Consider the following 12,373-nt stretch of genomic DNA (forward strand, 5'->3'; position numbering starts at 1 on the left):
CTTCTTCTTGTGATCATATCAAAGGCCCGAACGATGGTTCGGGCCTTTGCTTTTGTTGACCTTTTCGTGGTTACCATAGCGCTGCGGTCGGTGCTTGGCCCTGTCACTGAATTGATCGGACACGAGCGCGATCGGAGTTAGGATGTATGCAGCGGGCCGGCTCAAGCCCGTTTGAAGGCAGGACGGCATGGTATATCGGCGCCGCAGATCCACGCAGATGCAGGCCGCAACCGAATCGGTTGCCGTGGCCCCGACTGCGCCGGTCGCGCGCCCCGCCAGGCCTCGCGCCCGGATGATGCGTCAATATGACCTCGTCGAGCGCGTCAGGTCCTACAATCCCAACACCAACGAAGACCTGCTGAACCGTGCCTACGTCTACGCCATGAAGGCCCACGGCTCGCAGACCCGCGCCTCGGGCGATCCGTATTTCTCGCATCCGCTCGAGGTGGCTGCGATTCTCACCGACCTCAAGCTCGACGACGCCACCATCGTGGCGGCGCTGCTGCACGACACGATCGAGGACACCGAGGCGACGCGGGCCGAGATCGACCAGATCTTCGGCTCGGAGATCGGCGCGCTGGTCGATGGCCTGACCAAGCTGAAGCGGCTCGAGCTGGTCTCGCGGGAGGCTAAGCAGGCCGAGAATCTGCGCAAATTGTTGCTGGCCATTGCCGACGATGTCCGCGTGCTTCTGGTCAAGCTCGCCGACCGTCTGCACAACATGCGCACGCTGGACTTCGTGCCGACGGAATCGCGCCGGCGCATCGCCGAGGAGACGCTCGACATCTATGCGCCGTTGGCGGGGCGCATGGGCATGCAGGAAATGCGCGAGGAGCTGGAGGATCTGTCCTTCCGCACCCTCGATCCCGAAGCCTATTCGGTGGTGATGCAGCGGCTCGACGCGCTGGCTGAGCGCAACCGCAACCTGATCGGCGAGATCGAGGACCAGCTCTCCAACAATCTGCGCCACCGTGGCTTGGGGGCGCGGGTCTATGGCCGGCGCAAGAAGCCGTTCTCGATCTGGACCAAGATGGAGCGCAAGTCGGTCGGCTTCGAGCAATTGTCCGACATCTTCGGCTTCCGCCTCGTCGTCAGCGACGTCGAGGCCTGCTATCGCGCGCTCGGGATCGTCCACACCACCTGGCCGGTCGTGCCCGGACGTTTCAAGGACTATATCTCGACGCCGAAGCAGAACGACTACCGCTCGATCCACACCACGGTGATCGGCCCCGGCAACCAGCGCGTCGAGCTGCAGATCCGCACCGAGGCGATGGACCAGATCGCCGAGCGCGGCATCGCCGCGCACGTTTTCTACAAGGAGGGCGTGGGTTCGCCGACCGAATTCCTCAAGCGCGAGTCCAACGCGTTCGCCTGGCTGCGCCACACCATCGGCATCCTCTCGGAAAGCGCGAACCCGGAGGAATTCCTCGAGCACACCAAGCTCGAGCTGTTCCACGACCAGGTGTTCTGCTTCACCCCGAAGGGCAAGCTGATCGCGCTGCCGCGCCATGCCAACGTGATCGACTTCGCCTATGCGGTGCATACCGACGTCGGCAACAGCGCGGTGGGCTGCAAGATCAACGGCAAGTTCGCGCCGCTGTCCTCGGAGCTTCAGAACGGCGACGAGGTCGAGGTGCTGACCTCGGAGGCGCAGTCCGCGCCGCCCTCGGCCTGGGAAACGCTCGCCGTCACCGGCAAGGCGCGTGCCGCGATCCGCCGCGCCACGCGCACCGCGGTGCGGGATCAATATGTCGGGCTCGGCCGGCGCATCGTCGAGCGCCTGTTCGAGCGCGCCAAGATCGAATACGCCGACGACAAGCTCAAGGGCGCGCTGCCGCGGCTCGCGCGCACCTCGATCGAGGACGTCATGGCGGCGGTCGGGCGCGGCGAGATCAAGGCCTCCCATGTCGCGCGTGCGATGTACCCGGATTACAAGGAGGAGCGCATCGCGCGCTACGGCGTCAAGAAGGGCCTTGCCGCCAAGCTCAAGGAGAAGGGGGTCTCCGAACAGTCGCGCAGCCCGGTCGCGATCCCGATCCGCGGCATCAATTCCGACCTTCCGGTGAAGTTCGCGCCGAACGGCGGCGCCGTCCCCGGCGATCGCATTGTCGGCATCGTCACGCCGGGCGAGGGCATCACGATCTATCCGATCCAGGCGCCGGCCCTGAAGGATTTCGAGGAGGAGCCGGAGCGCTGGCTCGACGTCCGCTGGGACATCGAGGATTCCGCGCCGCAGCGCTTCCCGGCCCGCATCAAGGTCGAGAACGTCAATGAGCCCGGCGCGCTGGCGCAGATCGCGACCGTGATCGCCGAGCACGACGGCAACATCGACAACATCAGCATGCAGCGCCGCTCGCCCGATTTCACGGAGACGACGATCGATCTCGAAGTCTACGACTTGAAGCACCTCAGCGCGATCCTGGCCCAGCTGCGCGCGAAGGCGGTCGTCGCCAAAGTCGAACGTGTTAATGGATAGGCGCATCTCGCATGCGCCGTTCCCTCTGATTTCGCGAGTTCTGAAATGCCCGCACCTCCGCTCCGCCTCGGCGTCAATATCGATCACGTCGCAACCGTGCGTAACGCGCGCGGCGGCCGCCATCCCGATCCGGTGCGCGCCGCGCTGCTCGCGATCGAGGCCGGCGCCGACGGCATCACCGCACATTTGCGCGAGGACCGCCGGCACATCCGCGACGAGGACATGGCGCGCCTGAAGGCGGAGATCTCCAAGCCGCTCAATTTCGAGATGGCCGCGACGGACGACATGATGCGGATCTCGCTCGCCACCAAGCCGCACGCGGTGTGCCTGGTGCCGGAGCGGCGCCAGGAGGTGACGACCGAAGGCGGGTTGGACGTGGTCGGCCAGCGCAGCGCGCTCGCGCCCTATATCGCGCGGCTGAGCGAGGCCGGCATCCGCGTCTCGCTGTTCATTGCGGCCGATCCCGCCCAGATCGAGATGGCGGCACGGCTGCGCGCCCCTGTGATCGAGATCCACACCGGTGCCTGGTGCGATGCCGTCGTCGATGGCCACACCGACAAGGCCGAGGCTGAATGGCAGCGGATCGTGGCCGGGGTGAAGCTGGCGAAGGACGCGGGACTCGAGGTTCACGCCGGCCACGGGCTGGACTATGCGACGGCGGAGAAGATCGCGAGCTTGCCCGAAATCATGGAGCTGAACATCGGTTATTACATGATCGGCGAGGCGCTGTTCGTGGGGCTGGCCGAGACCGTGCGCAGCATGCGCGCGGCGATGGATCGTGGCCGGAGCCGGGCATGATCATCGGCATCGGCTCCGACCTGATCGACATCACCCGCGTCGCCAAGGTGATCGAGCGCCACGGCGAGCGTTTTCTCGACCGCATCTTCACCGCGGCCGAGCGCGCCAAGGCGGAACGGCGCGCCAAGAACGAGAAGATGGTGGTGGCGACCTACGCCAAGCGCTTCGCCGCCAAGGAGGCCTGCTCCAAGGCACTCGGCACCGGCATCAGGCGCGGCGTCTGGTGGCGCGACATGGGGGTGGTCAACCTGCCGGGCGGGCGGCCGACCATGCAGCTGACCGGCGGCGCGCTGGCCCGGCTCCGGGCCCTGACACCGGAGGGGTTCGAGGCGCGGATCGACCTTTCGATCACCGACGACTGGCCGCTGGCGCAGGCTTTTGTCGTCATTTCCGCCGTCCCGCTGCCGAAACCTTGATCGCGGTTCGGGCGTTTTGTGATTTTCTTTATAAATCAATATCTTAATCAGTTTTGATGCGATCCTTGATTGCGTGGCCTCCGACAACCGTCTAAAAGTCCGCGAACGCAAATCAGCCTGGGCGAATTCGGCTTTACGCCGGAATTGGCCCTCACTATCAGAATCAGGACAATCTCCTTGCGCCGCGAACCGGTGGGCCGTTCGCGGGAGGAGGGCGCTCTATGATCGCCGGCCGGAATTGAGAGAGCAATGAGCGTGACTTCGGGAACGAAAACTGAGAGCGGCGTCGGCGAAACGATCCGAGTCGTCATTCATGCTCTCCTGATCGCGCTCGTGATCCGCACCTTCCTGTTTCAGCCTTTCAACATCCCGTCCGGCTCGATGAAGGCGACGCTGCTGGTCGGCGACTATCTGTTCGTCTCGAAATATTCCTATGGCTACAGCCATTACTCGATTCCATTCTCGCCGCCACTGTTCTCGGGACGGATCTGGGGCTCGGACCCCGCTCGTGGCGACATCGTCGTGTTTCGCCTGCCGAAGGACGATTCCACCGACTACATCAAGCGCGTGATCGGCCTTCCCGGCGACCGTGTCCAGATGCGGGACGGGCTGCTCTACATCAACGATACGCCCGTCGAGCGGCAGCGCATGAGCGAATATGTCGGCGAGGACCCTTGCGGCTCGGAAGGCGGCGGCATCTCCCGGGTGAAGCGCTGGAAGGAGACGCTGCCGAACGGCGTGTCCTATGAGACGCTGGACTGCGCCGACAACGGCTACATGGACAACACCAACGTCTACACCGTCCCGGCCGGCCACTTCTTCATGATGGGTGACAACCGCGACAACTCCACCGATAGCCGCTTTCTCGGCCAGGTCGGCTACGTCCCGCAGGAGCACTTGATCGGCCGCGCCCAGATGATCTTCTTCTCCATCGCTGAAGGCGAGCACGCCTGGATGCTCTGGCGCTGGCCGTGGGCGGTGCGCTGGAATCGGTTCTTCAAAATCGTCCGATGAAAGACGAAGCCAAGGACATCGCGATCCAACCGACCGAGGTGCAAGCCGCTCCCGAGGGCGATGCTGCGGCGAAGGCGCCTGCCAAGAAGAAACGGCCGCGGAGCAGCAAGGCCAAGGGCACGAATGCCAACGCGGCGCTCGAGGCGCGGATCGGCCACAGCTTCGCCGATCCAAATATGCTGATGCAGGCGATCACGCATGTCTCGGCCCTGAAGTCCGGGCGCAAGCGAGGCGACAGCTATCAGCGGCTGGAATTCCTCGGCGACCACGTGCTCGGGCTCGTCGTCTCCGACATGCTCTATCACGCCTTCCCGAACGCCGATGAGGGCGAGCTGTCCAAGCGGCTTGCCGAGCTCGTGCGCAAGGAGAGCTGCGCGGACGTCGCCAAGTCGCTCGGTCTCGTCGACGACATCAAGCTGGGCTCGGTCGGCTCCAGTGCCGATGCCCGCCTGCGCAAATCCATCCTCGGCGACATCTGCGAGGCCGTGATCGGCGCCATCTACCTCGACGGCGGCCATGCGGCGGCAGCCGAATTCGTCAAGCGCAACTGGACCGAGCGGATGCACAAGCCGCGCCGGCCCTTGCGCGATCCCAAGACCGTGCTGCAGGAATGGGCGCAAGGCAAGGGACTGCCGACGCCTGTCTATCGCGAGGTCGAGCGCACCGGCCCGCATCACGATCCGCAGTTCCGTGTCGCCGTCGATCTGCCGGGCCTGGCCCCGGCCGAGGGTATCGGCGGCAGCAAGCGCGCGGCAGAGAAAGTGGCAGCCTCAGTGATGATCGAACGCGAAGGCGTCGGCGGCAGCAATGACGGTTGAAGCAAGCGGCGGGGCACCCGGCGCGACGCGCTGCGGCTTCGTCGCGCTGATCGGCGCGCCGAATGTCGGCAAGTCGACGCTGGTCAACGCGCTGGTCGGCGCCAAGGTCACGATCGTCTCGCGCAAGGTGCAAACCACGCGCGCGCTGATCCGCGGTATCGTCATCGAGAACAACGCGCAAATTATCCTTGTCGACACGCCCGGCATCTTCTCGCCCAAGCGCCGGCTCGACCGCGCCATGGTCTCGACCGCCTGGAGCGGGGCGCATGATGCCGATCTGGTCTGCGTGCTGCTCGATGCCAAAACGGGCATCGACGAGGAGGCGGAGGCGATCCTCGCCAAGGCCGCCAGCGTCAATCACGACAAGATTCTCGTCATCAACAAGGTCGACCTGGTCCAGCGCGAGAAGCTGCTGGCGCTGGCGCGGGCCGCCAACGAGCGCATGGCGTTCGCAAGGACCTTCATGATCTCGGCGATCTCGGGCGATGGCGTCGACGACATCCGCAAGACGCTCGCGGACATGGTGCCGCCGGGTCCGTTCCTCTACCCCGAGGACCAGATGTCGGACGCGCCGATGCGGCAGCTGGCGGCCGAGATCACGCGCGAGAAGATCTATCAGAAGCTGCACCAGGAATTGCCCTACCAGTCCACGGTCGAGACCGACAAGTGGGAGGAGCGCAAGGACAAGTCTGTGCGGATCGAGCAGACGATCTACGTCGAGCGCGAAAGCCAGCGCAAGATCGTGCTCGGCAAGGGCGGCGCCACCATCAAGTCGATCGGCGCCGACTCGCGGAAAGAGCTGATGCAGATTCTGGACGTGCCGGTGCACCTGTTCCTGTTCGTCAAGGTGCGCGAGAACTGGGGCGACGATCCCGATCGCTATCGCGAGATGGGCCTGGACTTCCCAAAAGAATAACCAAGAAAAGATCGGCATTCGATGAGCCTACCCACCAACGTCCAGCGCTTCGAAGCGCTGCTCTATGCATCGTTGATGCTGGACGCCGTCTCGGTCGCCGTGCAGGACCGCACGCCCAATGCCGCGGTGACCGAGCAGATGATCATGACCGGGACGCTGCTCGCCGGCGGCATGATCCTCCTGCTGCTCTATTTCGTCCGGCTGGCCGCGCATCATCGCAAGAACTGGCCACGCTGGGTGCTGGCGGCGGCCCTCGTGTTGTCGGTGATCTCGCTCGGCCAGATCATCGGCGAGAAGGGCCTGGAGCTCGACAGCGCCATCGAGATCGTCTCCTGCGCGCTGACGACGATAGGCCTGTATTTCTCCTTCAGCGGCGACGCGCGGGACTGGTTCAACGCGTGAGGCGCCGTAGGGTGGATTAGCGAAGCGTAATCCACCTTTGACGTGCACGGGCGATTGGCGGGTTACGCCTTCGGCTAATCCGCCCTACGATTGAACGCCGGAATCCGCTACACTTCCCCTATGGAATGGTCCGACGAAGGCATCGTGCTGGGGGTGCGGCGGCATGGCGAGTCCAGCGCCATTGTCGAGCTGTTGACGCGCGCGCATGGCCGGCATCTCGGCCTCGTCCGCGGTGGCGCCGGTTCGCGGATGCGGCCGCTGCTGCAGCCGGGGAACAGCGTCAGTGCGGTGTGGCGGGCGCGGCTCGACGAGCATCTGGGGACCTACGCAATCGAGGGATTGAAGCTGCGCGCGGCAACGCTGCTGGCATCGTCCCACGGCGTCTATGGCGTCACCCATCTGGCCTCGATCGCGCGGCTGTTGCCGGAGCGCGATCCGCATGAGGACATCTTTGCGCTGCTCGAGCATTCGCTCGACGATTTCGACGACATCGGCAGCGCGGCCGTGCACCTGATCCATTTCGAGCTGGCGATGCTCGCCGAGCTGGGTTTCGGCCTGGCGCTGGACAATTGCGCGGTGACCGGCGAGACCACGGACCTGATCTATGTCTCGCCGAAATCAGGCGGCGCGGTATCGCGCGGCGCGGGCGAGCCGTGGCGCGACCGGCTGTTGCGGCTGCCGCCGTTCCTGCGCCAGGGCGAAACCGCGGGCGATCTCACCGAGCAGGATCTCCAGGACGGTTTTCGGCTCACCGGCCTGTTCCTGCTCCGCCACGTGCTGGAGCCGCGCGGCCAAGGCCATTCCGATGCGCGGGCCGGCTTCATCAACGCCCTGATGCGGCAGCAGGCGAGGGCGGCGATCCCGGCGCCATGACGTAATGGCTACCCAGCCTTGCCCAGCAGCATGCAGTTCCCTGGAACGAAATCGGCCCGCGCGGACTTGGGGCTTGAGGTTCCACATCGGGGGACAGCCCAAATGTTGATCAGGGGATTCGCCTTGTCCGCGACGCTGCTTGCGTTCGCGCCCGACGCCATGGCTGGCGAGCCGCAGCCCGGGGCGTTTCGCCGGGCCTCGTGCACGGTGGTGCGGTACTATGTGGCGAAATATTCCGCTGCCGCTGCAGAGACATGGGCGCGGTCGCGGGGCGCGACCGACGCCGAGATCGAGGCCGCCCGCCGTTGCCTGACCAATGCGCCGGCGCCTGCGCAAACACCTGGTCCAGCCCCAACCCAGACCGTCACAGCCGGCTGGGCAGGTTAGTACGTCGCCCACAGGGAACCATTCGATCCTTGCCCGATTCGCTTCCACGGTTTAACCGGGCGGCATGGGAAAACGAATCGTTCCGCCGGAAGAACCGGCTGAAATCCACGAGGTGCCGCTGCGTGAGGCGCTGGAAGAGCGCTATCTCGCTTATGCCCTCTCCACCATCATGCACCGTGCGCTGCCGGACGCGCGCGACGGCCTGAAGCCGGTGCACCGGCGCATCCTCTACGGCATGCGCCTGCTCAGGCTCGACCCCGGCACGGCCTTCAAGAAGTCGGCCAAGATCGTCGGCGACGTGATGGGCTCGTTCCATCCGCACGGCGACCAGGCGATCTACGACGCCATGGTCCGCCTCGCGCAGGATTTCTCCTCGCGATATCCGCTGGTCGACGGCCAAGGCAATTTCGGCAATATCGACGGCGATAACCCCGCCGCCTACCGCTACACCGAAGCGCGCATGACCGACGTCGCGCGGCTTCTGCTCGAGGGCATCGACGAGGACGGGGTCGAATTCCGCGCCAACTACGACGGCCAATCGAAAGAGCCCATCGTGCTGCCGGGCGGCTTCCCGAACCTGCTCGCCAACGGCGCGCAGGGCATCGCGGTCGGCATGGCGACCTCGATCCCGCCGCACAACGCCGCCGAGCTGTGCGATGCCGCGCTGCACCTGATCGAGAAGCCCGACGCAAAGTCGAAGGCGCTCTTGAAGTGGGTCAAGGGCCCGGATTTCCCGACCGGCGGCATCATCGTCGATTCCAAGCAGGCGATTGCGGAAGCCTACACCACCGGCCGCGGCTCGTTCCGCGTCCGAGCGCGGTGGACGCAGGAGGAGGGCGCACGCGGCACCTGGGCCGTCGTCGTCACAGAGATTCCGTTCCTGGTGCAGAAGTCGCGTCTGATCGAGAAGGTCGCCGAGCTGCTGGACCAGAAGAAGCTGCCGCTGGTCGGCGACATCAGGGACGAATCGGCCGAAGACGTCCGCATCGTGATCGAGCCGAAGTCGAAGAACGTCGATCCGGCGCTGATGATGGAATCGCTGTTCCGCCTCACCGAGCTCGAAAACAAGATTCCGCTGAACCTCAACGTCCTGATCAAGGGGCGCATCCCCAAGGTCGTGGGGCTCGCGGAGTGCTTGCGCGAATGGCTCGACCATCTGCGCGACGTGCTGATCCGCCGCAGCAACTACCGCAAGGCGCAGATCGAGCACCGGCTGGAAGTGCTCGGCGGCTTCCTGATCGCATACCTGAACATCGACAAGGTGATCAGGATCATCCGCACCGAGGACGAGCCGAAGCCTGAGCTGATGAAGGCGTTCAAGCTCACCGAGGTGCAGGCGGAAGCCATCCTCAACATGCGCCTGCGCTCCTTGCGCAAGCTCGAGGAGATGGAGATCCGCACCGAGGACAAGAACCTCCGCGCCGAGCTCAAGGGCATCAATGCGGTGCTCGCCTCCGAAGCCGAGCAGTGGAAGAAGGTCGGCGAGCAGGTCGGCAAGGTCCGCGACATGTTCGGACCGAAGACACCGCTCGGCAAGCGTCGCACCACCTTCGCGGATGCGCCCGAGCACGATCTCGCCGCGATCGAGGAGGCCTTCGTCGAGCGCGAGCCGGTGACGGTGGTCGTCTCCGACAAGGGCTGGATCCGCACCATGAAGGGGCATGTCGAGGATCTCTCGGGCCTTGCCTTCAAGCAGGACGACAAGCTCGGCTTCGCCTTCTTCGCCGAGACGACCTCGAAGCTGCTGCTGTTCGCCACCAACGGCAAGTTCTACTCGCTCGACGTCGCCAAGCTGCCGGGCGGCCGCGGCCATGGCGAGCCGATCCGATTGTTCATCGACCTCGAGCAGGAGGCCGCGCCCGTCGCGCTGTTCGTCAACAAGGGCGGCCGCAAATTCCTGGTCGCCAGCCACGAGGGCCAGGGTTTTGTGGTCAACGAGGACGATTGCGTTGGCACCACCAAGAAGGGCAAGCAGGTCCTCAACGTGGACATGCCGAACGAGGCCCGCGCGATCACCGAGGTGACGGGCGACACCGTCGCCGTCATCGGCGAGAACCGCAAGATGCTGGTCTTCCCGCTCGACCAGGTGCCGGAGATGGCCCGCGGCCGCGGCGTGCGCCTGCAGAAATACAAGGACGGCGGCCTGTCCGACGTTGCGGTATTCGACGCCAAGGCGGGCCTGACCTGGAAGGATTCCGCAGGACGCGAATTCTCCGCGACCATGAAGGAGCTGGCGGAATGGCAGGGCACCCGCGCCGACGCCGGCCGCCTGCCGCCGAAGGGTTTCCCGAAGTCGAACAAGTTCGGTCGGGTGATCGGGTAGGGCACTGGCCCCAACTGTCGCCACAACGACGCTGTCATCCCCCGCCTAGTGCGCAATTGCGCACGGGGGCGGGGCATCCAGGACGCCGCGGCTTCTCCGTATCCATCAGCTGTCTCTGGAATACTGGGTCGCCCGATCAAGCCGGGCGGCGACAGCGCGTGTTGTGCTCTCTGCTCCACCGTCATTGCGAGCGCAGCGAAGCAATCCATAATCCCACCGCGGAAAGACTCTGGATTGCTTCGCTGCGCTCGCAATGACGAGCTGCGCCAGCCTCGCTCTCCAACTCTAAGTATGTGCATCCTGCAAACGCGTGGCAGCTAGCTATGAGCGCATACGTGTGGGCACGAACATTGCTTTTTCCTGGCGACTGTAAACGACTGGTCAAAAGGCAAAAAACACTCCAATGTTCAAACTGAAGTCATTCCCGCGCTGGTCGGCCTTGCGCTGGTGACGGCGCCCGCGCATGCGGCGGGCAATCTCGTCGCGGTGCTCGAGGCGGAGATTGTCACGCTCGATCCGCATTTCTCCACGGCCTATATTTCGCGCACGTTCGGCTACATGGTGTTCGACACGCTGTTTGCGAAGGATGCCAAGGGCGACATCAAGCCGCAAATGGTGCAGGACTGGAAAGTTTCGCCCGATGGCTTGACCTATACGTTCACGCTGCGCGACGGCCTGAAATGGCACGACGGCCAGCCCGTCACGGCAGCCGATTGCGTGGCCTCGCTGCGTCGCTGGGGCACCCGCAGCGCGCTCGGCCGCCGCATTTTTGCGATCACGGCTTCGCTCGAGCCGGTCGATGCGAAAACCTTCGTGCTGACGCTGAAGGAGCCGTCCGGGCTCGTCATCGACGCACTCGGCAATCCCGTCAGCCCGGTCGCTTTCATGATGCCCGAGCGCATCGCGAAGACGCCCGGCGACCAGCGCATCACCGAGATCGTCGGCTCCGGCCCGTTCGTCTACAGCAAGGCCGACCACCGCACCGGCGACCGCATGATCCTGAAGAAGTTCGGCGACTATGTGCCGCGTCCCGAGCCCGCGGACTTCCTGGCCGGCGGCAAGCGCGTCAATGTCGACACGCTCGAGGTCCGCGTCATTCCCGATGGTGCGACTGCCGCCTCTGCGCTGCAGGCCGGCGAAATCGATTTCATGCAGTACGCGCCGTTCGATCTGCTGCCGCAGCTGGAGAAGAACACGCGCGTCAAGCTCGTCAACTTCACCGGCGGCAACATGTTCGCCGGCGCCTACCGTCTCAACGCGGCCTCGAAGCCGTTCGATGATCCGGAAATCCGCCGCGTGCTGTGGAAGCTGGTCGACCAGCGCGAAGTGCTGGATGCGCTCGGGCTCGACGCCAAATACGCCACGCCTTGCGCGACCTACTTCACCTGCGGCACCACATATGAGAGCAAGGCCGGCACGGAAGCGGCGGCCAAGCCCTCGATCGAAGCGGCGAAGGCTGCACTGAAGGCGACCAAATATGCCGGCGAGTCCGTCATCGTGATGCAGGCCAACGATCTCGAAGCCCCGCGCGTTTCGGCGCAGGTGCTCGCCGAGCGGCTGAAGGCGGCCGGCTTCAATGTCGATCTGCAGGTGATGGACTGGGCGAGCGTGCTGGCGCGCCGCGCCAAGAAGGAGGGCTGGAGCGTCTATGGCGTCCACGCCGGCGGCTTCGACCTCGGCTCGCCGCTGACCAATGTCATGGTTGCCTTCAACTGTGCCGACTTCACCGGCTGGCAATGCGATGCGCGTATCACCCCTCTGATGGAAGCCTTCGCCAAGGCGCCGGCCGAGGCGGACCGGAAGAAGATCGCGGGCGAGATCCAGGCCGTCATGTACGATCAGGCGCCCGGAATCCCGTGGGGCCAGTTCGCGCAGCCGGCCGCCTATCGCGCGACTTTGCGCGGTCTGATACCGTCCGCCATCCCGGTGTTCTGGAACGTTGAGAAGTAG

General features: G+C 65.0%; 11 protein-coding genes. All 11 read left to right on the forward strand.

What is annotated here, in order from left to right:
• The first annotated feature begins 187 nt into the window (after positions 1–187).
• The 11 genes from ACTEK7_RS00675 (at position 188) to ACTEK7_RS00725 (ending at position 12,373) form a co-directional block, all read left to right on the forward strand.
• Positions 188–2,476, forward strand: coding sequence for a RelA/SpoT family protein (locus tag ACTEK7_RS00675; RefSeq protein ID WP_036015037.1), 2,289 nt, complete (start codon positions 188–190; stop codon positions 2,474–2,476).
• Between the two features lie 45 nt (positions 2,477–2,521).
• Positions 2,522–3,274 (forward strand): pyridoxine 5'-phosphate synthase, encoded by a 753-nt coding sequence (locus tag ACTEK7_RS00680; protein WP_057029760.1) that lies wholly within the window; start codon positions 2,522–2,524, stop codon positions 3,272–3,274.
• Positions 3,271–3,690: a holo-ACP synthase gene (gene acpS, locus ACTEK7_RS00685; protein WP_225148418.1), complete on the forward strand. Its 420-nt coding sequence runs from the start codon at positions 3,271–3,273 to the stop codon at positions 3,688–3,690. Before ACTEK7_RS00680 ends, acpS begins: the two co-directional genes overlap by 4 nt.
• Before the next feature lie 249 nt (positions 3,691–3,939).
• Positions 3,940–4,704: a signal peptidase I gene (gene lepB, locus ACTEK7_RS00690; protein WP_036015031.1), complete on the forward strand. Its 765-nt coding sequence runs from the start codon at positions 3,940–3,942 to the stop codon at positions 4,702–4,704.
• Entirely contained in the window at positions 4,701–5,522 is an 822-nt protein-coding gene (gene rnc, locus ACTEK7_RS00695; RefSeq protein WP_109143526.1) for a ribonuclease III, read from the forward strand. The genes lepB and rnc overlap by 4 nt, the downstream gene beginning before the upstream one ends.
• Positions 5,512–6,438, forward strand: a complete 927-nt coding sequence (gene era / locus ACTEK7_RS00700) for a GTPase Era (protein ID WP_036025516.1) — start codon at positions 5,512–5,514, stop codon at positions 6,436–6,438. The genes rnc and era overlap by 11 nt, the downstream gene beginning before the upstream one ends.
• Positions 6,439–6,459: 21 nt before the next feature.
• Positions 6,460–6,840, forward strand: coding sequence for a hypothetical protein (locus tag ACTEK7_RS00705; RefSeq protein WP_225148419.1), 381 nt, complete (start codon positions 6,460–6,462; stop codon positions 6,838–6,840).
• 120 nt (positions 6,841–6,960) lie between these two features.
• Positions 6,961–7,713 carry a DNA repair protein RecO gene (gene recO / locus ACTEK7_RS00710; RefSeq protein WP_225148420.1) on the forward strand — a complete coding sequence of 251 codons (753 nt, stop codon included), beginning with the start codon at positions 6,961–6,963 and terminating at the stop codon, positions 7,711–7,713.
• Between the two features lie 102 nt (positions 7,714–7,815).
• On the forward strand, positions 7,816–8,100 hold the full coding sequence (locus ACTEK7_RS00715; RefSeq protein WP_036015015.1) for a hypothetical protein: 285 nt from the start codon (positions 7,816–7,818) through the stop codon (positions 8,098–8,100).
• A gap of 64 nt (positions 8,101–8,164) precedes the next feature.
• Positions 8,165–10,423: a DNA topoisomerase IV subunit A gene (parC, locus tag ACTEK7_RS00720; protein ID WP_036015009.1), complete on the forward strand. Its 2,259-nt coding sequence runs from the start codon at positions 8,165–8,167 to the stop codon at positions 10,421–10,423.
• Positions 10,424–10,870: 447 nt separating this feature from the next.
• Complete coding sequence (locus tag ACTEK7_RS00725; RefSeq protein ID WP_225148421.1) at positions 10,871–12,373, forward strand: ABC transporter substrate-binding protein; 1,503 nt, start codon at positions 10,871–10,873, stop codon at positions 12,371–12,373.

The sequence above is a fragment of the Bradyrhizobium sp. JHI2711 genome, from assembly GCF_056156565.1.

Coding starts and splice junctions, on each gene's coding strand:
- ACTEK7_RS00715 (WP_036015015.1), top strand. CDS start 7,816: ATGTTGATCAGGGGATTCGCCTTGTCCGCGACGCTGCTTGCGTTCGCG.
- parC (WP_036015009.1), top strand. CDS start 8,165: ATGGGAAAACGAATCGTTCCGCCGGAAGAACCGGCTGAAATCCACGAG.
- ACTEK7_RS00705 (WP_225148419.1), top strand. CDS start 6,460: ATGAGCCTACCCACCAACGTCCAGCGCTTCGAAGCGCTGCTCTATGCA.
- ACTEK7_RS00675 (WP_036015037.1), top strand. CDS start 188: ATGGTATATCGGCGCCGCAGATCCACGCAGATGCAGGCCGCAACCGAA.
- era (WP_036025516.1), top strand. CDS start 5,512: ATGACGGTTGAAGCAAGCGGCGGGGCACCCGGCGCGACGCGCTGCGGC.
- lepB (WP_036015031.1), top strand. CDS start 3,940: ATGAGCGTGACTTCGGGAACGAAAACTGAGAGCGGCGTCGGCGAAACG.
- ACTEK7_RS00680 (WP_057029760.1), top strand. CDS start 2,522: ATGCCCGCACCTCCGCTCCGCCTCGGCGTCAATATCGATCACGTCGCA.
- rnc (WP_109143526.1), top strand. CDS start 4,701: ATGAAAGACGAAGCCAAGGACATCGCGATCCAACCGACCGAGGTGCAA.
- acpS (WP_225148418.1), top strand. CDS start 3,271: ATGATCATCGGCATCGGCTCCGACCTGATCGACATCACCCGCGTCGCC.
- recO (WP_225148420.1), top strand. CDS start 6,961: ATGGAATGGTCCGACGAAGGCATCGTGCTGGGGGTGCGGCGGCATGGC.